This window comes from Burkholderiales bacterium (genome assembly GCA_015075645.1).
Classification (GTDB): Bacteria; Pseudomonadota; Gammaproteobacteria; order Burkholderiales; family Casimicrobiaceae; genus VBCG01.
Window position 1 is genome coordinate 653,766 of the sequence record JABTUF010000001.1, and the last position, 19,812, is coordinate 673,577.

Below are 19,812 nucleotides of genomic sequence, written 5' to 3' on the forward strand. Positions count from 1 at the left end.
GCTGCCCTGCCCAACGCCGGCCGATTCCCGGCTGGGTGCAGCTTGGGATCTGCCAGCGACGGCGAGTCAGTCCGGCCCGGCCCCCTCCGCCGGCACGCGGTCGCCCTCGACGATGCGGATCGCCGTTTCGATCTCGGCGGTCCGGCCGAGCATGATCGTCGCCGAGCAGTACTTCTCCTTCGACAGCTTCACCGCGCGCTCGACCTGCCGGGGGTCGAGGCCACGGCCCGCCACCGTGTAGGCGAGGCGGATGCGCGTGAAGACCTTCGGCTCCACAGCGGCACGGTCCGCCTCCGCCGCGACGACGCAGTCGGTGACCGGCTGGCGCGCCTTCTTCAGGATCAGCACGACGTCGAAGGCCGTGCAGGCGGCGGCGCCGGCGAGCACCAGTTCCATCGGCCGCGGCCCGAGGTTGCGCCCGCCGTGCTCGGGTGCGCCGTCGATGACCAACGCGTGCCCGCTGCCGGTCTCGGCCACGAACGACATGCCTTCGGTCCAGTGAATTCTCGTCTTCATGTTTGTGTGTACCCACTTATCGCTGCACCGGCGTCCGGAAGGCATCCAGCGTACCTCGGCGGCATAGGGCGCGAAAGGCGCGAGCGCACGCCGGCGCGCTCGGATCCCACGACCTCGGGATCACCCCAGATATTCCCATTGCATTGTGCGCCGCAATATGCGATTCTGGAAGGGTCGGCGGACCCGCGGGGTCCTCTCCGCTCCGCCGGCGCATTCCATCCCTCCTCCTCCTTGGATGGAATCCTCGGGCGCGGTGCCAGTCACCGTGCCCATTTTTTTGCCCGGACGATGCACGCGCGCCCGGGTTCGCGCCGCGCGCCCCCGGGATGTTGCGCCGCCGCAACACCCGCTGCGCGGTCCGGCGCCGGTTGACCCGATGCTCCTTTACGGATTACAATTCAAGACTTTGCTTCGCTCGTCCGGCGCGATGCGCCGGCGTGCCTTCCGGACCCCTCCCGCCATGAAGACCTACTCCGCCAAGCCCGCCGACGTGCGCCGGGACTGGTACGTCGTCGACGCGACCGACCAGGTGCTCGGCCGCCTCGCGAGCCAGATCGCGCTGCGCCTGCGCGGCAAGCACAAGCCGATCTATACGCCGCACGTCGACACCGGCGATTTCATCGTCGTGACCAACGTCGAAAAGCTGCGCGTCACCGGCACCAAGGCCGAGACGAAGCTCTACCACCGCCACTCGACCTACCCGGGCGGCATCACGACGACGACCTTCGGCAAGATGCAGGCGCGTTTCCCGGGCCGTGCGCTCGAGAAGGCGGTCAAGGGCATGCTGCCGAAGGGCCCGCTCGGCTACGCGATGCTGAAGAAGCTCAAGTGCTACGCGGGGCCGTCGCATCCGCACACGGCGCAGCAGCCCAAGACCCTCGACGTCACCAAGGCCTGACATGATCGGCAACTACTACTACGGCACGGGCCGGCGCAAGACCTCGGTCGCGCGCGTGTTCCTGAAGCAGGGCAGCGGCAAGATCGTCGTGAACGAGAAGCCGATCGACGAGTTCTTCGCACGCGAGACCGGCCGCATGGTCGCGCGCCAGCCGCTCACGCTCACCAACCACGTGACGACCTTCGACGTGATGGTCAACGTGTCGGGCGGTGGCGAATCCGGCCAGGCTGGCGCGGTGCGCCACGGCATCACGCGCGCGCTGATCGACTACGACGCGCAACTGAAGCCGGTCCTCTCGAAGGCGGGACTCGTCACGCGCGACGCGCGCGAGGTCGAGCGCAAGAAGGTCGGCTTCCACAAGGCGCGGCGCCGCAAGCAGTTCAGCAAGCGCTGATCCCGGGGCGAAGGCTCGAGCGAAAGGCCGCCGTCAGGCGGCCTTTTCGTTCCGGGGTCGGTTTCCGTCCGACAGACGGGGAGGCGTGCGCCGGAGGACACCTCGCAGGCCGGGGCAGGTTGATAGAATCGGACCGGACTATGACGGAGGCATGGTGATCGACATCGGCATCGTCGGAGGGACCGGGTACACCGGCGTCGAACTGCTGCGGCTCCTCGCCGGACACCGCGAGGCTCGCGTGCGCTCGATCACCTCGCGCAAGGACGCGGGCACGCGCGTGTCCGACATGTTCCCGAGCCTGCGCAGGCGCTACGACGATCTCGCGTTCGTCGAACCCGACCGCGCGAATCTCGGCGACTGCGACGTCGTGTTCTTCGCGACGCCCCACGGCGTCGCGATGGCGCAGGCGCGCGAACTCGTGGCCGCCGGCACGAAGATCATCGACCTCGCCGCGGACTTTCGGCTCAAGGATCCCGCGCTCTTCGAGCGTTGGTACAAGATGCCGCACGCCTGCCCCGACCTCCTCGCCGAAGCGGTCTACGGACTGCCCGAAGTGAACCGCGAGGCGATCCGCAAGGCGCGCATCGTCGGCAACCCGGGCTGCTACCCGACCGCGGTGCAACTGGGCTTCCTGCCGCTCGTCGAGGCCGGCGCCGTCGACACGAGGCACCTGATCGCCGACTGCAAGTCGGGCGTCTCGGGCGCGGGCCGCAAGGCGGAGCTGAACCTGATGTTCGCCGAGGCGTCGGACAACTTCGCCGCGTACGGCGTGAAGGGCCACCGCCACCAACCCGAGATCGCGCAGGGCCTGTCGATCGCGGCGAAGGGCCCGGTGTCGCTCGCGTTCACCCCGCACCTGACGCCCGCGATCCGCGGCATCTTCGCGACGCTGTACGCCCCGCTCGTGAAGAGCGGCGTCGACCTGCAGGCGCTGTTCGAGAAGCGCTACGCGGGCGAACCGTTCGTCGACGTGATGCCCGCGGGTTCCGCCCCCGACACGCGCTCCGTGCGTGCGTCCAACCACCTGCGCCTCGCCGTGCATCGTCCGGCCGACACCGACCTCGTCATGGTGCTCGCGGTCGAGGACAATCTCGTCAAGGGCGCGGCGGGACAGGCGATCCAGAACATGAACCTGATGTTCGGGCTCCCCGAGACGACGGGGCTCGAGGCGCTGCCGGTGCTGCCGTAGCGCGACGCGCGCGATGTCGGTCGACCACACCTGGCGTCGCGTGCGGCGACGTTTCTCCATCAGCGCCCCCCGCATGGCGGTGCGCACCCACCTGGGCTGGCCGTGGCGCGCGGCGATCGCGCTCGCGCTCGTCGCCCTGGTCGGCGGCATGTGGTGGTGGGGGTTCGACTTCGGGCAGATCTTCGGCGGATTCAACCGCAAGGCGGTCGAGCAGGAACTCGCGGCCGCCCGCGCGGACGTCACGCGACTGTCGCAGGAAGCCGCCGCGCTCCGGCTCGCGAACTCCGGGCTCGAGAGCGAGCTCGCGATGACGCGAGGCGCCCAGGCGACGTTGTCGCGGCAGCTCACCGAGCTCACGCAGGAATCGCAGGCCGCGAAGGAGGAACTCGCGTTCCTGCAGAAGCTCGTCGCCGATTCGAGCAAGCAGGTCGGGCTGTCGATCCCGCGGCTCGTCGTCGAGCGCACGGCCGAGGATGCATGGCACTACAGCGTCCTCGTGGTGCGCGGCGGCGCACCCCGCGACGACTTCCAGGGGCGCATCGCGCTCGCGGCCACGCTCGCGCCCGCCCAGGACGACGCCGACCGGGCCCCGCCCTCGACGCTGCGGGTCCCCGACGACCTCCCGGACGCGGCGCCCTCCCTCAAGCTGCGATTCAAGTATTATCAGCGGATCGAAGGGGTCCTCAAGGTCCCCCCCGGCACGCAAGTGCGGTCGCTGACCGTGCGCGCGTACGAGGACGGCACCGCGGCGCCCCGCGCCGTCCGGACCCTTGCGCTCTCGTAGGGAGGCCGCATGTTCAGCGAGAAGAAGCATCCCCCGCCGCAGAAGCGCATCGACTGCCTGATCGGCGCCGGCACCTCGGTGCGCGGCGACATCGTGTTCACCGGCGGCCTGCGGATCGACGGCCGGGTCGAGGGCAACGTCTCGACGGCCGAGGGCCAGGCGGGAACGCTCGTGGTGAGCGAACAGGCGCGCATCGACGGGGAAGTCCGCGTCTCGCACATCGTGGTCAACGGGACGGTGAACGGGCCGGTCGCGGCGAGCGACTACCTCGAACTGCAGCCCAAGGCGCGCGTGACCGGGGACGTGACCTACAAGACGCTCGAGATGCACGTCGGCGCGGTGATCCAGGGCCGGCTGAACCACGGCCAGGCAGAACCGGGATCGGCGTCGGTGGTCGAATTGAAGCGGGTCGGCGGCTGAGGCCGGGACCCCGAGCAACAACGGGCGGCGACGCCCATGGGAGCACGACGATGAATGCGATGAACGAGATGCCCGCCCCGCTCAACTTCACCGACGCCGCGGCCGAGAAGGTCCGCGCGCTGATCGAGGAAGAGGGCAATCCGGAACTGAAGCTGCGCGTCTTCGTGACCGGCGGAGGCTGCTCGGGCTTCCAGTACGGCTTCACGTTCGACGAGACCACCGCCGAGGACGACACCTCGATGGTGAAGAACGGCGTGACGCTCCTGATCGACCCGATGAGCTTCCAGTACCTCGCCGGCGCGGAGATCGACTACACCGACGGCCTCGAAGGTGCGCAGTTCGTGATCAAGAACCCGAACGCCCAGTCGACCTGCGGCTGCGGGTCGAGCTTCTCCGCCTGACCTTGCCCGCGCCGCGCGCACGCGCGGCGCCGGACATCGGGACGGCGCCCGGCGAGGGCCGTCCCTTCTTTCTCGGCGGCTCCGCCGGCTCCGGCGGCGCGCCCGCATCCGAGCCCTTCAGGTACTCGCGGCGGATGTCGACCGACGACCGCCGCCCGACGTCCGGCCAGGTGCGCTCGAGCCAGGCGGCCGCGGTCTCCCGCCCCCGGTCGCGCAGCATCGCGAGGAACCCGAAGTCGAGGTCGAACTTCGTCGCCTCCGACTGGTCGGCGAGCGCGCGGTCGGCGCGGATCGCGTGCATGCGGATGTAGCGGAGCCTCGAACGCTTCTCCGGCTCGAGCCAGCCGTCGGCCACGAGCCTCTGCACGAACGCGATCGCGCGCAGTTCCGCGACGAGCGAGCTGTTGAACGTGATCTCGTTGACGCGGTTGGCGATGGCCTCCGGCAGCATCGGGACCTCGTCGCGCACGATCGGATTCACGTGCACGATGACGACATCGCGCGAATCGCACTCGTAGAAGAACGGAAACAACGCCGGATTGCCGGTGAAGCCGCCGTCCCAGTAGGCGTGCCCCTCGACCTCGACCGCCTGGAAGTACTGGGGCAGGCAGGCGGAGGCGAGCACGACGTCCGCGGTCACCTCGTGGTTGCGGAACACGCGGATCTTGCCGTCCCGTACCCGCGTCGCGGACACGAAGAGCTTGACCTCGCGGCAGGAGCGCAGCGCCTCGAAGTCGACCTGCGACTCGATGAGATCGCGCAGCGGGTTCACGTTGCCCGGGTTCAGTTGGTAGGGCGAGAAGGTCTCGGTCAGCGCGCGGAACGCCTGGTAGGTCGGCGACAGGCTCGCGTTGCCGCCGGTCAGCATGAGTTCCCACGGCGAACGCCGCACGGGCGAGGCGACCGCGCCCAGCGCCGCCACGCCATCCCACAGGCGCGCCAGCGCCTCGCGCGCGCCGTCGCGCCCGCCGCGCAACAGTCCGCAGGCGAGCACGACCGCGTTGATCGTGCCGGCGCTCGTCCCCGACAGGCCCTCGATGGTCACGCGCGGATCCTCGAGCAGGCGATCGAGCACGCCCCAGGTGAACGCGCCGTGCGCGCCGCCGCCCTGGAGCGCGAGGTTGATCGGTCGGGAGCGGCCGGAGGCAGCGCTCCTGCGCATTGAAACCATCGCTCAGTGCGCAGTCCAGCCGCCGTCGATCGACAGCGCGGCGCCGGTGATCGACTTCGCCGCCTCCGACGCGAGATAGACGGCGAGCGCGGCGACCTCGCCGATCTCGACGAACCGGGCCGTCGGCTGTTCGGCGAGCATCACCTTCTGCACCACCTCGTCCTCCGACATGTGGTGCGTGCGCGCCTGGTCGGGAATCTGCGCCTTCACGAGCGGGGTCAGCACGTAGCCCGGGCAGATGGCGTTCGCCGTGATGCCGAAGGGCGCGACCTCGAGCGCGACCGTCTTGGTGAAGCCCACGACGCCGTGCTTCGACGCGACGTACGCGGACTTGAACGGCGACGCGACCAGCCCGTGCGCCGACGCTATGTTGACGATGCGGCCCCACTTGCGCGCCTTCATGCCGGGGATCGCGAGCCGTGTCGCGTGGAACGTCGCCGACAGGTTGATCGCGAGGATCGCGTCCCACTTGTCGGGCGGAAACGTCTCGACCGGCGCGACGTGCTGGATGCCCGCGTTGTTCACGAGGACATCGACCGGGCCCACGCGCTTCATCATCGCTTCGATGTCGCCCGGCTTCGACATGTCGGCGGCCTCGTAGCGCACGTTCACTCCGGTGGCGCGGGCGAGTTCGGCGCGCGCGCGCTCGATCGCCGCCGCGTCGCCGAAGCCGTTCAACACGATGTCGCAACCCTCGCGTGCGAGCGCTTCGGCGATGCCCTGCCCGATCCCGGAGGTCGAGCCCGTGACGAGCGCGATGCGGCGTGACGTCATCTTGAAACTCCCGATGGTCGATGTCCTGCAGGTTCGACCGCGCGTTCGTGCCGGACGTTCCCGGACCGGGGACGGCCCGGACGTCCGTTCCATCGTGCCACGATCATTTCGGATGGACGGCGCCGAGCACGCGCAGGCCCCGGGCGCCGGTGACCGCGGGCAGGTTCCCGGGGCGTCCGGCGAGCGTCTCGCGCGCGAGCCAGGCGAACGCGAGCGCCTCGACGTGCTCGGCCGCGACTCCGCGCTCCGAGGTCGGCAGGACGCGCCGGGGCGCGAGTTCGCGCGCGAGGTCGCGCATCAGCGTCGCGTTGCGCGCGCCGCCGCCGCAGACGAGGACCTCCTCGGCAGCACCGGCGTGCGCGCGGACAGCGTCGGCGATGGTGCGCGCGGTGAGCGCGACGAGCGTCGCCTGGACGTCGGGCGGCCGCAGGTCCTCGCCGGAGCGCGCGAGGTGCTCGTCGAGCCACGACGAGTGGAAGCGGTCGCGGCCGGTGCTCTTCGGCGGCGCGAGCGCGAAATACGGGTCGCCGAGCATGGCGGCCAGCAGCGGCTCGTGCGGCCGTCCGCAGGCGGCCCACGCGCCGTCGGGGTCGTAGGGTCCGCCGCGATGCTGGCTGTGCCACAGGTCGGAGAGCACGTTGCCCGGGCCGGTGTCGAAACCGCGCACCGGGCCCTCGGGCGGGAGATCGGTGAGGTTCGCGATGCCGCCGACGTTCACGACGACCCGGTGGACCCGCGCATCGCCGAACAGCGCGGCGTGGAATGCCGGCACGAGCGGAGCGCCGTGCCCCCCGGCGGCGACATCCCGGCGCCGGAAGTCGGCCACGACGACAACGCCGGTGCGCTCGACCACGCGCGAGGCGTCGTTCAACTGGAGGGTCCAGCCGCGTTCCGGGCGGTGGCGCACCGTCTGCCCGTGCACGCCGGCGGCCACGAGCGCCGACGGCTCGATGCGCGCGTTCGCGCACGCGGCCAGGATCGCGTCCGCGTAGAGGTCGGCGAGCGCCACGGTGGCGTCGGCCGCGCGCGCGAGTTCGTCCTCGCCCGCGGCCTGCAGCGCGGCGAGCGCATCGCGCAGCGGCGACGGAAAGGGAAGGTACGCGGCGCCGAGCGTCCGGCACAGGCCGCCCGCGTCCGGCGCGAAGTCCGCCACCACGGCATCGACGCCGTCGAGGCTCGTGCCGGACATCACCCCCGCGTAGCGCTCGCGGGACATGGCGGCCGTCAGCGCGTCTGCGCGAGCGTCGGGCGCGGCGCGTGTCGCGCGACGTCGAGCATCGCCTGCGCCGGCGCGATCGATGCGGCGAACACGGCGCGTTGCGCCGCGGGCACCGGATCGGCCGCGGGCAGCGCGATCGTCTGAGGATTGCGCGCGACGTTCGAGACGCGGAACTCGTAGTGCAGATGCGGACCGGTGGCCCAGCCGGTCTGGCCGACGTAGCCGATGGTGTCGCCCTGCGACACGCGCGCGCCCGCTCGAACCCCCGCGGCGAAGCGCGACAGGTGCGCGTAGAGCGTGGTGATCGCGCCGTCGTGCTTCAGGACGACCGCGTTGCCGTAGCCGCCTTGACGGCCCGCCGACACGACGACGCCGTTTGCCGTCGCACGCACCGGGGTTCCGGTGGGCGCGCCGAAATCGACGCCGGTGTGCGCGCGCCACGTGGAGAAGATCGGGTGCCTGCGGGCGAGCGAGAAGCCGGAGGTCACGCGCGAGAACGCCATCGGCGAGCGCAGGAACCCCTTGCGCGCATTGCCGCCGTCGGCGCCGTAGTAGCCCTCGGTGCCGTCGGGCGCCACCCAACGGTACGCGTACAGCACCTTGCCGCGGTTCTCGAACTCGGCCGCGACGATGCGTCCCGCGCCCGCGGGCTCACCCTCCACCGCGAGCGTCTCGTAGACGACGGTGAAGCGGTCGCCGCGGCGCAGGTCGTGGTAGAAGTCGATGTCACCGGAGAACGCGTCGGCGAGCGCGAGCGTGATCGCGTCGGGCAGGCCGATCGCGTCGGCCGCGCCGAAGAGCGAGGTCTCGATGACGCCGGAACGCACCGCCAGGCGGGTGTCCACGTTCGCGTCGACGCGGCGCGCCGCGAGCTCGTCGCCGTCGCGACGGATCGTGAGCACCTGCGTCGGCGCCGGCGAGAAACGCAGTTCGACGAAGCGGCCGTCGAGGTCGGTGGCGACGCGCACCGGTTGCCCGGGCTTCAGCATGACGAGCGGCCGCGCGGCCGGGTCGCGTCGCACGAGCGCGAGCAGTTCCGCGTCGTCGATGCCGGCGCGCGCGAGGAGTTCACCGATGGTGTCGCCGCGGCGGACCCGCTCCTCGCGCCAATAGGGCGCCTGCGGGCCGGATGCTTCCGCGACCTCCGGCAGCGCGAGGTCCCGCACCGTCAGCGTCGTGGGCACCGGATCGACGACGGTGTCCGGTGCGATGCCGAAGGCCGCGACGCCCGAGAGGGCGAGGACGGCGACGGCGGCGAGCGCGATCCTCCGCGGTCGATCGGATAGAATGCGCCATCCCCGCGAAGGCGAGGTGCGGGTGTCTCCGCCCATCGCCCGATTCTAGCAAAGCCCGTTCCCGAAGGTTCAGCCATGGCCCTGACGATCTACGGCATCGCCCAATCGCGCGCCTTCCGCACGTTGTGGGCCGCGCGCGAACTCGGTCTGTCCTACGAGCACGTCGCCCACCACTACGCCGGCCCGGAGGTCAAGGCCGCGCCGTTCCTCGCGATCAACCCGATGGGGGCGGTCCCGGCGATCGTCGACGACGGCTTCGCGCTGTTCGAGTCGCTCGCGATCAACCTCTACCTCGCCCGCAAGGCGGGGAAGCTGTGGCCGGCGAGCGTCCAGGGCGAGGGACTCGCCTACCAATGGACGCTCTTCGCCGCCACCGAGATCGAGCCGCAGTTGGGCACGTGGTACGCGCACACCGCGTACCTGCCCGCGGAGAAGCGCAAGCCCGCGCTCGCGGCCGAGGCGGTGCCGATGGTCGAGAAGCGCTTCGACGTGCTCGACGCGACGCTCGCCCGGCGCGCGTGGCTCACCGACGACGCGTTCACGATCGGCGACCTCAATCTCGCCGCGGCGCTGTACCGTGCGCCGGCCTTCGGACTCGCGCGCTGGCCGAAGCTCGCCGACTGGCACGCGCGCTGCTACGCGCGCCCGGCCGCGAAGGCCGCCGTCGCGGAGCGCGAGGCTCCCGCCGCCGCACCCCGATGACCGTCGACATCGACCGGCAGATCGAGGTCGCGAAGCGCGGCGCCGACGAACTGATCGTCGAGGCCGAGCTTCGCGCGAAGCTCGCGCGGGGCAAGCCGTTGCGCATCAAGCTGGGGCTCGACCCGACCGCGCCCGACATCCACCTCGGACACACGGTCGTGCTGAACAAGATGCGCCAGCTCCAGAACCTGGGGCACCAGGTGATCTTCCTGATCGGCGACTTCACCTCGATGATCGGCGACCCGTCGGGCCGCAACGCCACTCGCCCGCCGCTCACCCGCGAGGCGATCCGCGCGAACGCCGAGACCTACCACGCGCAGGCGTCGAAGGTGCTCGACCCCGCGCGCACCGAGATCCGCTACAACTCCGAGTGGAGCGACCCGCTCGGCGCCGCCGGCATGATCCGGCTCGCCTCGCAATACACGGTGGCGCGCATGCTCGAGCGCGACGACTTCCACAAGCGCTACACGAGCCACCAGCCGATCGCGGTGCACGAGTTGCTCTATCCGCTGATGCAGGGCTACGACTCGGTCGCGCTCCGCGCCGACATCGAACTCGGCGGCACCGACCAGAAGTTCAACCTGCTGGTCGGGCGCGAGCTGCAGAAGTCCGCCGGCCAGGAGCCGCAGTGCGTGATCACGATGCCGCTGCTCGAAGGGCTCGACGGGGTCGAGAAGATGTCGAAGTCGAAGGGCAACTACGTCGGCGTCACCGAGGCGCCGGACGCGATGTTCGGCAAGCTCATGTCGATCTCCGACGAGCTCATGTGGCGCTACTACGAACTCCTGTCCTTCCGGCCGCTGGCCGACGTCGCGGCGTTGAAGCGCGAATGCGAGGCGGGGCGCAATCCGCGCGACGCGAAGGTCGCCCTCGCGCAGGAGATCGTCGCGCGGTTCCACTCGCAGGCGGACGCCGGGCGCGCGCTCGCGACCTTCGAGGCGCGCTTCAAGGACGGCGCGATGCCCGAATCGATGCCCGAGGTCACGATCGAGACCGCCGGGGCGGGCATCGCGGTCGCGAACCTCGCGAAGCAGGCGGGCGTCGTCGAATCGACGTCGGAAGCGTTGCGGCTGATCGCGGGGCGCGGACTCAAGCTCGACGGCGAGGTCGTCGCCGACAAGTCCACGACGGTGCGCGCCGGTTCGACCGTGGTGATCCAGGCGGGCAAGCGCCGCTTCGCGCGCGTCGCGGTGCGCTGACCGCCGCCAGGTCCGCTCCCGGCGCAGCGGCGAGCCTCCCGGTTCCTGCGCGTCCGTGCAATGAGCTTCCTCGCCGCGCTCGCCTACGCGCTGCTGATGAGCGCGATCCCGCTCGCGGAGGTCGTCTGGAGCGGCCGTTCGCCGGCATCGCTGGTGTTGCTGTTCTGGTTCGAGACCGTGCTTGGCCTTGTGACCGGCGCGATTCGCATCGTCGTGCATCGGCGCGCGACGGCGAAGGCCGGCCATCACGTGCCGACCGGCGTCGTGTCCGACGCGAATGCCGGCGCCGAGGAGGCGTTGCGCCAGCTCGGCGGTGAGAATACCTACCTGCGGCACTTCCTCGGGATCACGGCGGTCTTCACGATCGCGCATGGCGTGTTCGTGCTGCTCCTCGTGTTCCTGTTCAGGATCGCGGGGCCCCTGTCATCCGCGGACGCGGCGGTCGCGCTCGGATGGGCCACCGCGGTGCAGGTCGGATTCCTGCTCGCGGACCTGCCGCGCATCGCGTCGTGGAGCTTCGCCGAACTCGGGCAGGTGGTCGGCCAGACGTCGATCCGCGTACTGGTCACGCAGGCCAGCCTGATTCTCGGCCTGCCGGCAGCGGCCGTGTTCGGTCCCTGGGGATTGGCCGGGATGCTGATCGGATTGCGTGCGTTCGCCGATGCGGGAATCGCCTGGATCGGCGGTCTCATGAAGCAGCCCGACCTGCCGGCGGGGATGAGACGCTTCCTCGCCCGGCGGGCCAGGCAGACGGAGGCGTCGCTGGAAGCCGAGTTCGACGCGCTGAAGGAAAAGGGTCGCGACGTCGAGACGCTGCTGGAACGGCCGATCGCCGAGGTGCGCGCGCAGCACCCCGCTCGCTGACCCTTCCGTACGTCCCGGCGACGCTATTCGAGTTCGAGCGAGTCCGAGATCGCCGCGATGCCCGCCTTCGCGCAGGCGTCGTCCGCGTCGCCGCCCGGCGCACCCGACACGCCGATTCCGCCGAGCAGAGCACCCTTTGCCTGGACCACGAGTCCGCCGCCGACCGCCACGACTCCCGGCAGGTCGCGGATGCCCGAGGCCGGGCGTCCCGACTGCGTTTCGCGCGCGAGGTCGGTCGTCGCCATGCGGAAGCTCACGGCGGTGGACGCCTTGCCGATCGCGGTCTGCACGGTGTGCGCGCCGGCGAGCGGATCGCGCAGCACGGCGAGCGCGTGGCCGCCGCGATCGACGACCGCCACCGCCACCGTGTAGCCGGCCTTCTGGCACTGCGCGAGCGCGGCCTTCGCGGCGTCGAGCGCAGGCGCGGTCTGCAGCGTCGCGAGCGGCAGCGTGAGCTTCGCCGCCTGCGCGAGCGCGCGGCCATCGCCCACCACGAGCGCGGAGGCGATGGCGAGCGCGGAGCAGGCGAGGACCGCCGCGCGTCGAGGTGTCGACCGACTCATCGTGGCTCCTTCACGCCATGCCCGGATTGCCGCGCATCCCGATCACCTCGGGCACTTCGAGCGGCCGTGGGCGCACGGTCTTCTCGCGCTTCAGATAGCGTTCGACGACCTCCCACACCGGCTCGGTCGCGGCGGCCCTCGCCGCCTCGGCCACCGGCGCCCAGCCCGCCACCTTGTAGGTCTTGTCCGCCTCGATCGCCTTGCCGGCGAGTTCCATGCGCACGATGCGCTTGCCCGCCGCGGCGTTCGGGTCGATCGCGTAGCTCAGCCCGCCGACGCGCACCATGTCTCCGCCCTGCTGGTAGTAGGGATCGGGGTTGAACAGGTTGTCGGCGACGTCCTCGAGGATCGTCCTGATCATCTCGCCCTTGATCTCGGTCGCCGTCGAGTACGGATAGGTGATCGCCGTCTGGTCCATCAGGTGCTCGCGGCGGATCGCCTGCCCGGGCAGGAGCGACGTGCCCCAGCGGAAGCCGGGCGAGAAGGCGATCGGCGCGTCCTTTTCGGCGCGCAGCGCATCGAGGATCACCTGGTCGAAGCTGCCGTTGAAGTTGCCGCGACGGTAGAGCAGCGCCTCGGTGACCGCGAGCGGCTCGTCGAGCTTCGCAGCGAAGGGAGCGCGCACCTTCTCGATGTACGCGGCCATCGCGCTGTCGGCCGGCAGCAGCGAGGCGAACACCGGCACGAGGCGGTAACGGAAATCCGCCACCTTGCCGCCGCGCACGTCGAGGTCGAGCACCGCGAGGAACTTGCCGTTGCTGCCCGCGTTGGTGACGATCGTCCTGCCCGAGCGGTTCGCCACGATGGTCGGCTGCGGCACGCCGTCGTGCGTGTGTCCGCCGAGGATCGCGTCGATGCCGGTCACGCGCGACGCGAGCTTGAGGTCGACGTCCATCCCGTTGTGCGACAGCAGCACGACCGCCGCGGCACCCTTCGCGCGCGCCTCGTCGACGACCTTCTGCAACTCCTGCTCCTGGATGCCGAAGGTCCACTCGGGCACGAAGTAGCGCGGATTCGCGATCGGCGTGTAGGGAAAGGCCTGCCCGACGATCGCGACCGGCACGCCGTTCACCGTGCGGATCACGCAGGGCGGGAACACCGGGTCGCCGAAGTCGCTCGTCTTCACGTTCTGCGCGACGAAATCCACCTTGCCGGCGAAGTCGCGCTCGACGATCGCCTTCACGCGCTCCGCGCCGAGCGTGAACTCCCAGTGCGCGGTCATCACGTCGACGCCGAGGAGCTTCTGCGCGTCGACCATGTCCTGCCCGTTCGTCCACAGCGCGGTCGCCGAGCCCTGCCAGGTGTCGCCGCCGTCGAGCAGCAGCGCGCCGGGGCGCGAGGCCTCGAGCTTCTTCACCAGCGTCGCGAGGTGCGCGAAGCCGCCGGTCGCGCCGTAGGCCTTGGCCGCGTTCGCGAAATCGAGGAACGTGAAGGCATGCGCCTCGCGCGTGCCCGGCGCGACGCCGAAATGCCGCAGGAACGCTTCGCCGACGAGGTGCGGCGGCCGGCCGGCGGCATCGCCCACGCCGAGGTTCACCGACGGTTCGCGGAAATGGATCGGCCGGAGCTGCGCGTGGCAGTCGGTGAAGTGGAGGAGACTGACGTTGCCGAAGCGTTCGATCGCGTCGTAGAACGACGCGCCGGCCGAGAGGTCCAGCGCGGCGCGCGACTCGATCGGCAATCCGGCCGCGGCCGCGGCCGCGAGAACCTGCAGGAACTCGCGGCGCGTCATCCCGCGCGCCGCGTCGCGTAGCGCCCGAGCGCGGCCACGTCCTCCGGGAACATTTCGCCGATCTCGCGGAACACGATGCGCCCCCGATCGACGACGTAGATCTCCGGCAGGCCTTCGCGCGTGCCGAACCAGCGGAGGGCATCGGCGCCGGCCATCGCGGCGGCGAAGGTGTAGCCGTGCTCCTTCATGTAGGCGCGCGCCTTCGCGGGCTCCTTGTCGATCGAGAACGCGAGGACGGTGAGTTCGCCGCGATGTCGGTCGGCGAGCGCCTGGAGCAACGGATTCTGCCGCTTGCAGAACGGGCACCACGAGGCCCAGAACTCGACGACGACCGGCGGGCCGCCGGCGAGCGTTCGTGCCGGCAGCGTCGAGCCGTCGAGGAGCACGACGTCGCGCCAGTCGACGCGATCGCCGACCTTCGCCGCCTCGCCCTTCGCGGCGTGCGCCGCGCGCGCGCCGAGCGCCAGCACCCCCGCGAGGGTGCCGAGGCGCTGCAGCGTCGCGCGGCGGCCGGTCACCGGTTGACCGGCGAGGCCGGGTCCATCAGGAGCGCGACCACGTCGCGCACCTGCTGCTCGGTCAGGATGCCGCTGTGGCCGAAGCGCGGCATGTTGGTGCACGCGCTGAACGCCTCGGCGTTCCAGACCTTGCCCCAGGCGTAGCGGCGCGTCTCGTCGGTGAACCCGCGCAGCTTGCCGAAGTGGTAGAGCGAGGGGCCGATCGTGCCGTGGCTGATCTCCTCTTTGGTGAGCTCGTGGCAGGCGTAGCAGTTCGCGCCCGACGGCTTCTTCGGATCGTCGGAATACTGTCCGCCCTGGCCGAGCTGCGCGATCTTCTCGCCGGACTTCCAGTCGCCCACGTACTTGCCGTCCGCGGGATAGCGGATCGTCTCGAGGTTGATCTTCTCGATCGTCACCGCGACGTCGTGCGGCAGCTCCTTCCCCGCGTACTCGCTGCACAGCGCCTGCGTCCGGTCCTGGTTCAGCCGGTCGAGCTTCGCCTGTCCCTTCTCCTTGAACGACACCTTCATCACTTCGAGCGCCTGGGCGCGAAGCTGCGCGTCTTCCGGTCCCGGCTGCGTCGACGCGCAACCGACGACCACTGCGGCGGCGGCGCTCGCCGCGAACGCCATGGCAAGGGTCCTGTTCATCGTGGCCTCCCGGGTCAGCGCTTGATGGCGGGCGCGTCGAAGGGCGCGCCGTTCGCGTTGTAGGCGAGGAACGTCGTCAGCGCGACCGAGGCCGGCGAGACGAACTCGAGTTCGGGGAAGCGCTGCTGGCGGAAGCAGTCGTTGAGCCGCCACTGGAACGAGCGCAGTTCACCCTGCGACACGCGGTAGGCGGGCCAGGTGGTGTAGCCCTTCTGCGCGCCCGCCTTGCTCGTGAGGTTGGGCAGGTCCTGCAGCCGGATCCGCTTGCCGTCCTCGGCGTGGCAGGTCGCGCAGGCGAAGTCGTGCGGGCCGCCGCGGAAGAAGAAGATCTTCTGACCGAGCGCGTAGGCTTCCTTCATCTTCGGGTTGTCGAGCCGCACGTTCATCGGGATGCCGCGCGACTGCGAGGTCACGTAGGCGACGAGCGCCTCCATGTCCGACTTGCGGTTGGTGCTGCCGAACGGATTGCGCTTCGCGTCGGCCTCGCTCATGCCCTGCAGCGTCACGCGGCACCACACCAGCCGCGACTCGAGGTCCATCACGCGGCCGGCGTCGGTGAAGTAGCGCGGGAGCTCCGCGTAGGCGCCCTTGACGACTCCGGGCCCCTTGCCGAGGTCGCACTGCTCGAGCGTCGCCTTCTTCGGTCCCGCCGGGGTCTTCCACAGGCCCTCGCCGCGCAGTTCCCACAACTCGGCGGGATTGCCGTCCTGCAGGGCCTGCCGGTACTTCTCGATCTCGTCCGCGGCCGAGCCCTGCGCGAGCGCCAGCGGCACCGCGCAGGCGAATCCGGCCACGGCGAGCGCCGCGCGAATCGCATGTGTCATCGTGTTGCCTCCTCGGTGGCGCCGGCGCGCCGCTCCGGCGCGTCCGGCGATGCCCCGCCTCGTCGCTTCGCGATCGGGCGCGGCTGGTATCTGATCGGAATCTACGCGAACGGAACGCGCGAGCGCTCGCGGCGGAGGAATCGTCCTCCGCGACCGCCATCGCGCGTCGTGATGTCCGGCATCGGGCGCGGCAGCGGCGTCAGGCGATCGTGGCCTCGTCGCTGCGCTTGTCGCCGCGGTTGTCGACCCAGGCGACCTGCACCTTGTCGCCCTTCGCGCCCCCCTTGAACCTGAACGACAGGAACGGATTCTTCGCGATCGCCGGGCCCCACTGCGCCGTGAGCACCGTCTTGCCGTTCCAGGTCGCGTTGACCGTCTGGATGAACCACGCGGGGATCACCTTGCCCTGCGCATCCTTGCGCTGGCCGGTCTCCATCTCGTGGCTCATGAGCACCTTGACCTCGGTCTTGTCGCCGACCAGGTTGGCGCGGATCTTCATCGGATCAGCCATGATTCACCTCATCGTTGCGCCGGAGGGCCGGCGTTCACCCTGCGATTCGCGGAGGCGGCACTCAACCGCCGCAGCCGCCGAGCGTGACCTTGATCTCCTTCGACGCGACGTGATACTTGCCGCCCGCGCGAACCAGCGCGTAGACGTTGCTGCTCTGGCCCATCTTGATGCGCGTGGTGATCGCGGGCTCGGTGCCCGCCGGAATGTCGAAGATCGCGGCCAGCATGTTCGGGTTCTTCTCGACGAGGATCGCGATCGCCTCGGTGTTCGGGATCGAACTCGCGACGCCGATAGGCACCACCGCGCCGTTCTCGGCGATGTCCGGCGTCGAGACGAACGCGATGTCCTTGCTCTGCGCGGGCGCGGTCCCGCCCAGCGCCTTGACCGTCTCGTCGAGCGTCTTGGTCTCGAACGCCGCCTGATTCCACGCGCCCTGCGCCAGCGCGTCGCCCGGCGCGAGCCATCCCGCGGCCGCGAGCAGCGTCAGCAGCGTGGCGCCGCCGCCGGCCTTCAATGCATCCCTGCGTCCTGCATCCATCACCGCCTCCCGGATTGGTCCTGCCTCGTGTCCCATGCCGCACGACGATTGGGGATACGCCGATGATCCCGGCACCCCTGCCGGCCAGGGTTTCGGCCGCCGGCTGCCAATCGATTCTACACGGCGGAAACCCCGCTCGGGTCGACCTTCGGGCGGAGGCCCACGTGCGCCGAAGCACGCAGCGCCCTTCGGTGCGACACTGCCGGACGGGATCCGGCCGGCGAAACTCCACGGGCCTCCGCCGGTCCGAGGACGAGGAGACTCCATGCACACCCACGACCCCGATGTCCCGTTGGCGCGCCGCCGCCGCACGCTGGGCATGCTCGCGGCCGGTGCGGCCCTGCCGCTCGCCTCGCTCGCGCCGGGACGCGCAGGCGCTCAGCCGCAGCGCCTCGCCCCGACGCCGCAGGACGCGGAAGGCCCGTTCTATCCGCGCAGCATCCCCTCCGACGCGGACTTCGACCTCATGCGCGTCGCGGGGCGTGATCGCCTCGCGCAAGGCGCGCCGCTCCATCTCTCGGGACGGGTTGTCGGCGTCGACGGCATCCCGCTCGAAGGCGCGGTGCTCGAGCTGTGGCAGTGCGACATCCACGGCCGCTACCACCACGTCGGCGGCCCGGCCGGCGAGGACGAGGACTTCCAGGGGTACGGACGCGCGGTTGCGGGGGCGGAGGGCCGCTACGGGTTCGTCGCGATGCGGCCGGTCGCCTACGCGAGCCGTCCGCCGCACCTGCACTTCCGTATCTCCCACCCGGGCCACCGCAGGCTCACCACGCAGCTCTACCTCGAGGGCGAGGCCGCCGAGCGCGGATTCGCCGGCATGTTCTCGCGCGAGCGCGAGCGCCTGCTGATCGCGCCGAAGCCGGTCGCGGGGCGCGAGCCGGGAGCGCTCGCCGCGGGCTACACGTTCGTGCTGGCCGTGCTCTGACCGGGACACGATAGGGCGCACCGCGCCGCCCTATCGTGGGCGGTCGCGGCGCGGCGCCCGCGTGCGCGGGCGCGATCGAATCAATGGACCGTCGCGGTCGACAGGAAGCGGAGCCGGTGTCCGTTGGCGAGCCGGTAGACGCCGTCGCCCAGGTGCTCGGCGCCGTCGAAGTCGGAACGGATGAGCGCGACCTCGACCTCACCGTGCTTCGCCTCGAGCACGACGTCGTCGGCGTGCGTGTCCTCGTCGGGCACCCGCAGGTATTCGGTCTCGAACACCACGTCGTCGATCAGCACGAAGTCCGCGCCGCCCACCGCGTCGGTGAGCGTCATGCGGTCAGTGACCCGGAAGTCGGCAGGGGTATCCACATCCACCAGATGCGGCCGGCCGGGCAGCGATTCAAGCCGGGGCGCGTCGTGGCCAGAACGTGCGGGACCGCCGCCGCGTTGACCGGTCAGCTGACGAGCGCGCGGACGAAGTTCGGCAACGCGAGCGCCGCGCGGTGCATCTCGCCGTTGTAGTAGCGCAGATCGGTGAGCCCGCGCTGCGCGATCCGCCGGTCGATCTCCGGCGCCGAGAGCTTGCGCGGATCGAGCGTCGCCGAGCAGCACGCCATCATCCACAGCCCGCCGTAGAGCGGCACCGACACCAGGTAGGGCGTCACGATCCCGAACGCCGAGCGCAGGTCGGTGAGCACCCGGCGGATGCGCTCGGGCTGGGCGACCGGGCTCGCGATGTGCATCGTCATCGCGCCGGCCGGCGTCAGTCGGGACGCGCACGCGCGGTAGAACTCGGGCGTGTAGAGGTCGAGCGACGGGCCGCCCGGGTCGGTCAGGTCGAGCACGATGAGATCGAAGGTCTCGGCCGTCTCGCGCACGTACGCGAATCCGTCGCCGATGCGAAGCTCGAGGCGCGGATCGTCGAGGCTCCCGCGGTGCACCGAGCGCAGGTACTTGCGCGCGATGTCGACGACCGCGACGTCGATCTCCGCGAGCGTCACCTTGCGCATCGACGCGTACTTGAAGAGTTCCTCGGCCGATCCGCCGTCGCCGCCGCCGACGATGAGCGCGCGCTCCGGTGCCGGATGGGCGACGCCCGCGAGGTGGACGAGGTTCTCGTGGTAGAAGAACTCGTCCTTCTCGCTCGTCATGAAGTGGCCGTCGAGGCGGAACAGCTTGCCGAACGGCACGCTGTCGTGGACCTCGATGGCCTGCCAGGGCGAGCGGAAGCGCTCGAACGCGCGGCTCGACTTGACGAAGTAACCCCAGCCATCGGCGAGATACTCGGTCATCACGCCGGGCGCGAGGTCGCCCTCCGGTTCAGCCATCCGCCCCCCCGCGCTGGATCGCCTGGAAGCGCGTGCGTCCCGGATCGAACGAGCGCTCGAGTTCGGCGAACAGGCGCCGCGCCTTGTTCGTGTTGTCGGTCGTGAAGTTGCAGACGTACACGTCGACGGTCACCGAGCCCATCTCGGGCCAGGTGTGAATGGCGAGGTGCGACTCCGCGAGGATCACCGCGCCGGTCACGCCCTGCGGGTCGAACTGGTGGAACCGTTCGCCGACGATCGTGAGTCCCGACGCCTCGACGGCTTCGAGACAGCGGCGTCGCAGCGCGTCCGCACGGGTCATTTCCGGCCGGTCCGCCGGACAGTCGTACCACTCGCCCAACAGATGGATTCCGTCCATCGCCGTCTCCTCGAACAGTGCGGTCCCGGGCCATTGCGCCGATTTCGCGCGGTTC

The 19,812-nt window shown here is 70.7% G+C and carries 25 protein-coding genes; 10 read left to right on the plus strand and 15 right to left on the minus strand.

The window, feature by feature from the left end:
• Positions 1 to 66: 66 nt before the first annotated feature.
• Positions 67 to 516, minus strand: a complete 450-nt coding sequence (locus HS109_03005; GenBank protein MBE7521335.1) for an OsmC family protein — start codon at positions 514 to 516, stop codon at positions 67 to 69.
• Positions 517 to 976: 460 nt separating this feature from the next.
• Between HS109_03005 and rplM the strand changes: the two genes are divergently transcribed.
• From rplM to erpA, 6 genes are all read left to right on the plus strand, one after another.
• The gene (gene rplM / locus HS109_03010; protein MBE7521336.1) at positions 977 to 1,414 is read left to right on the plus strand and encodes a 50S ribosomal protein L13; all 438 of its coding nucleotides are present in this window, start codon (positions 977 to 979) and stop codon (positions 1,412 to 1,414) included.
• 1 nt (position 1,415) lies between these two features.
• A complete protein-coding gene (rpsI, locus tag HS109_03015; protein ID MBE7521337.1) occupies positions 1,416 to 1,808 on the plus strand; it encodes a 30S ribosomal protein S9 in 393 nt (130 codons plus the stop codon).
• Between the two features lie 154 nt (positions 1,809 to 1,962).
• Positions 1,963 to 2,997 carry an N-acetyl-gamma-glutamyl-phosphate reductase gene (locus HS109_03020; protein ID MBE7521338.1) on the plus strand — a complete coding sequence of 345 codons (1,035 nt, stop codon included), beginning with the start codon at positions 1,963 to 1,965 and terminating at the stop codon, positions 2,995 to 2,997.
• A 73-nt stretch (positions 2,998 to 3,070) separates the two neighbouring features.
• Positions 3,071 to 3,781 (plus strand): hypothetical protein, encoded by a 711-nt coding sequence (locus HS109_03025; GenBank protein MBE7521339.1) that lies wholly within the window; start codon positions 3,071 to 3,073, stop codon positions 3,779 to 3,781.
• 9 nt (positions 3,782 to 3,790) lie between these two features.
• The gene (locus tag HS109_03030; protein ID MBE7521340.1) at positions 3,791 to 4,201 is read left to right on the plus strand and encodes a polymer-forming cytoskeletal protein; all 411 of its coding nucleotides are present in this window, start codon (positions 3,791 to 3,793) and stop codon (positions 4,199 to 4,201) included.
• A 50-nt stretch (positions 4,202 to 4,251) separates the two neighbouring features.
• Positions 4,252 to 4,602 (plus strand): iron-sulfur cluster insertion protein ErpA, encoded by a 351-nt coding sequence (erpA, locus tag HS109_03035; GenBank protein MBE7521341.1) that lies wholly within the window; start codon positions 4,252 to 4,254, stop codon positions 4,600 to 4,602.
• Here the strand turns inward: erpA and HS109_03040 are convergent.
• From HS109_03040 to HS109_03055, 4 genes are read right to left on the minus strand one after another with little or no spacing between them, the layout of a single operon-like run.
• Positions 4,547 to 5,764: a patatin-like phospholipase family protein gene (locus HS109_03040; protein MBE7521342.1), complete on the minus strand. Its 1,218-nt coding sequence runs from the start codon at positions 5,762 to 5,764 to the stop codon at positions 4,547 to 4,549. The two genes, erpA and HS109_03040, sit on opposite strands and share 56 nt — an antisense overlap.
• A gap of 12 nt (positions 5,765 to 5,776) precedes the next feature.
• Entirely contained in the window at positions 5,777 to 6,640 is an 864-nt protein-coding gene (locus HS109_03045) for a 3-hydroxybutyrate dehydrogenase (protein MBE7521343.1), read from the minus strand.
• A gap of 10 nt (positions 6,641 to 6,650) precedes the next feature.
• Positions 6,651 to 7,763: an anhydro-N-acetylmuramic acid kinase gene (locus HS109_03050; protein ID MBE7521344.1), complete on the minus strand. Its 1,113-nt coding sequence runs from the start codon at positions 7,761 to 7,763 to the stop codon at positions 6,651 to 6,653.
• 8 nt (positions 7,764 to 7,771) lie between these two features.
• Positions 7,772 to 9,097 (minus strand): peptidoglycan DD-metalloendopeptidase family protein, encoded by a 1,326-nt coding sequence (locus tag HS109_03055; GenBank protein MBE7521345.1) that lies wholly within the window; start codon positions 9,095 to 9,097, stop codon positions 7,772 to 7,774.
• Between the two features lie 39 nt (positions 9,098 to 9,136).
• On the opposite strand from HS109_03055, the gene HS109_03060 reads away from it, so the two are divergent.
• From HS109_03060 to HS109_03070, 3 genes are read left to right on the plus strand one after another with little or no spacing between them, the layout of a single operon-like run.
• Entirely contained in the window at positions 9,137 to 9,763 is a 627-nt protein-coding gene (locus HS109_03060) for a glutathione S-transferase family protein (GenBank protein ID MBE7521346.1), read from the plus strand.
• Positions 9,760 to 10,962: a tyrosine--tRNA ligase gene (locus HS109_03065; protein ID MBE7521347.1), complete on the plus strand. Its 1,203-nt coding sequence runs from the start codon at positions 9,760 to 9,762 to the stop codon at positions 10,960 to 10,962. The genes HS109_03060 and HS109_03065 overlap by 4 nt, the downstream gene beginning before the upstream one ends.
• A gap of 60 nt (positions 10,963 to 11,022) precedes the next feature.
• Positions 11,023 to 11,826, plus strand: coding sequence for a hypothetical protein (locus tag HS109_03070; protein ID MBE7521348.1), 804 nt, complete (start codon positions 11,023 to 11,025; stop codon positions 11,824 to 11,826).
• Between the two features lie 23 nt (positions 11,827 to 11,849).
• Here HS109_03070 and HS109_03075 read toward each other — a convergent pair whose 3' ends face one another.
• The 7 genes from HS109_03075 to soxY form a co-directional block, all read right to left on the minus strand.
• The gene (locus tag HS109_03075) at positions 11,850 to 12,389 is read right to left on the minus strand and encodes a heme-binding protein (protein MBE7521349.1); all 540 of its coding nucleotides are present in this window, start codon (positions 12,387 to 12,389) and stop codon (positions 11,850 to 11,852) included.
• 10 nt (positions 12,390 to 12,399) lie between these two features.
• Entirely contained in the window at positions 12,400 to 14,121 is a 1,722-nt protein-coding gene (gene soxB, locus HS109_03080) for a thiosulfohydrolase SoxB (GenBank protein MBE7521350.1), read from the minus strand.
• Positions 14,118 to 14,618 (minus strand): TlpA family protein disulfide reductase, encoded by a 501-nt coding sequence (locus HS109_03085; protein MBE7521351.1) that lies wholly within the window; start codon positions 14,616 to 14,618, stop codon positions 14,118 to 14,120. Before HS109_03085 ends, soxB begins: the two co-directional genes overlap by 4 nt.
• A 17-nt stretch (positions 14,619 to 14,635) precedes the next feature.
• Positions 14,636 to 15,271, minus strand: a complete 636-nt coding sequence (soxX, locus tag HS109_03090) for a sulfur oxidation c-type cytochrome SoxX (GenBank protein MBE7521352.1) — start codon at positions 15,269 to 15,271, stop codon at positions 14,636 to 14,638.
• A 14-nt stretch (positions 15,272 to 15,285) separates the two neighbouring features.
• Entirely contained in the window at positions 15,286 to 16,095 is an 810-nt protein-coding gene (gene soxA, locus HS109_03095; GenBank protein MBE7521353.1) for a sulfur oxidation c-type cytochrome SoxA, read from the minus strand.
• 199 nt (positions 16,096 to 16,294) lie between these two features.
• Positions 16,295 to 16,606, minus strand: a complete 312-nt coding sequence (soxZ, locus tag HS109_03100; GenBank protein MBE7521354.1) for a thiosulfate oxidation carrier complex protein SoxZ — start codon at positions 16,604 to 16,606, stop codon at positions 16,295 to 16,297.
• A gap of 61 nt (positions 16,607 to 16,667) precedes the next feature.
• Positions 16,668 to 17,144 (minus strand): thiosulfate oxidation carrier protein SoxY, encoded by a 477-nt coding sequence (soxY, locus tag HS109_03105; protein MBE7521355.1) that lies wholly within the window; start codon positions 17,142 to 17,144, stop codon positions 16,668 to 16,670.
• 265 nt (positions 17,145 to 17,409) lie between these two features.
• On the opposite strand from soxY, the gene HS109_03110 reads away from it, so the two are divergent.
• Positions 17,410 to 18,072 carry a hypothetical protein gene (locus tag HS109_03110; GenBank protein ID MBE7521356.1) on the plus strand — a complete coding sequence of 221 codons (663 nt, stop codon included), beginning with the start codon at positions 17,410 to 17,412 and terminating at the stop codon, positions 18,070 to 18,072.
• 80 nt (positions 18,073 to 18,152) lie between these two features.
• Here HS109_03110 and HS109_03115 read toward each other — a convergent pair whose 3' ends face one another.
• The 3 genes from HS109_03115 to speD form a co-directional block, all read right to left on the minus strand.
• Positions 18,153 to 18,404, minus strand: coding sequence for a hypothetical protein (locus tag HS109_03115; GenBank protein ID MBE7521357.1), 252 nt, complete (start codon positions 18,402 to 18,404; stop codon positions 18,153 to 18,155).
• Between the two features lie 122 nt (positions 18,405 to 18,526).
• Positions 18,527 to 19,399: a polyamine aminopropyltransferase gene (gene speE, locus HS109_03120; protein MBE7521358.1), complete on the minus strand. Its 873-nt coding sequence runs from the start codon at positions 19,397 to 19,399 to the stop codon at positions 18,527 to 18,529.
• Positions 19,392 to 19,757 carry an adenosylmethionine decarboxylase gene (speD, locus tag HS109_03125; protein ID MBE7521359.1) on the minus strand — a complete coding sequence of 122 codons (366 nt, stop codon included), beginning with the start codon at positions 19,755 to 19,757 and terminating at the stop codon, positions 19,392 to 19,394. The genes speE and speD overlap by 8 nt, the downstream gene beginning before the upstream one ends.
• Positions 19,758 to 19,812 lie beyond the last annotated feature (55 nt).

Coding starts and splice junctions, on each gene's coding strand:
- HS109_03005 (MBE7521335.1), bottom strand. CDS start 516: ATGAAGACGAGAATTCACTGGACCGAAGGCATGTCGTTCGTGGCCGAG.
- rplM (MBE7521336.1), top strand. CDS start 977: ATGAAGACCTACTCCGCCAAGCCCGCCGACGTGCGCCGGGACTGGTAC.
- rpsI (MBE7521337.1), top strand. CDS start 1,416: ATGATCGGCAACTACTACTACGGCACGGGCCGGCGCAAGACCTCGGTC.
- HS109_03025 (MBE7521339.1), top strand. CDS start 3,071: ATGGCGGTGCGCACCCACCTGGGCTGGCCGTGGCGCGCGGCGATCGCG.
- HS109_03030 (MBE7521340.1), top strand. CDS start 3,791: ATGTTCAGCGAGAAGAAGCATCCCCCGCCGCAGAAGCGCATCGACTGC.
- erpA (MBE7521341.1), top strand. CDS start 4,252: ATGAATGCGATGAACGAGATGCCCGCCCCGCTCAACTTCACCGACGCC.
- HS109_03040 (MBE7521342.1), bottom strand. CDS start 5,764: ATGCGCAGGAGCGCTGCCTCCGGCCGCTCCCGACCGATCAACCTCGCG.
- HS109_03045 (MBE7521343.1), bottom strand. CDS start 6,640: ATGGAACGGACGTCCGGGCCGTCCCCGGTCCGGGAACGTCCGGCACGA.
- HS109_03050 (MBE7521344.1), bottom strand. CDS start 7,763: ATGTCCCGCGAGCGCTACGCGGGGGTGATGTCCGGCACGAGCCTCGAC.
- HS109_03055 (MBE7521345.1), bottom strand. CDS start 9,097: ATGGGCGGAGACACCCGCACCTCGCCTTCGCGGGGATGGCGCATTCTA.
- HS109_03060 (MBE7521346.1), top strand. CDS start 9,137: ATGGCCCTGACGATCTACGGCATCGCCCAATCGCGCGCCTTCCGCACG.
- HS109_03065 (MBE7521347.1), top strand. CDS start 9,760: ATGACCGTCGACATCGACCGGCAGATCGAGGTCGCGAAGCGCGGCGCC.
- HS109_03070 (MBE7521348.1), top strand. CDS start 11,023: ATGAGCTTCCTCGCCGCGCTCGCCTACGCGCTGCTGATGAGCGCGATC.
- HS109_03075 (MBE7521349.1), bottom strand. CDS start 12,389: ATGAGTCGGTCGACACCTCGACGCGCGGCGGTCCTCGCCTGCTCCGCG.
- soxB (MBE7521350.1), bottom strand. CDS start 14,121: ATGACGCGCCGCGAGTTCCTGCAGGTTCTCGCGGCCGCGGCCGCGGCC.
- soxX (MBE7521352.1), bottom strand. CDS start 15,271: ATGAACAGGACCCTTGCCATGGCGTTCGCGGCGAGCGCCGCCGCCGCA.
- soxA (MBE7521353.1), bottom strand. CDS start 16,095: ATGACACATGCGATTCGCGCGGCGCTCGCCGTGGCCGGATTCGCCTGC.
- soxZ (MBE7521354.1), bottom strand. CDS start 16,606: ATGGCTGATCCGATGAAGATCCGCGCCAACCTGGTCGGCGACAAGACC.
- soxY (MBE7521355.1), bottom strand. CDS start 17,144: ATGGATGCAGGACGCAGGGATGCATTGAAGGCCGGCGGCGGCGCCACG.
- HS109_03110 (MBE7521356.1), top strand. CDS start 17,410: ATGCACACCCACGACCCCGATGTCCCGTTGGCGCGCCGCCGCCGCACG.
- HS109_03115 (MBE7521357.1), bottom strand. CDS start 18,404: ATGACGCTCACCGACGCGGTGGGCGGCGCGGACTTCGTGCTGATCGAC.
- speE (MBE7521358.1), bottom strand. CDS start 19,399: ATGGCTGAACCGGAGGGCGACCTCGCGCCCGGCGTGATGACCGAGTAT.
- speD (MBE7521359.1), bottom strand. CDS start 19,757: ATGGACGGAATCCATCTGTTGGGCGAGTGGTACGACTGTCCGGCGGAC.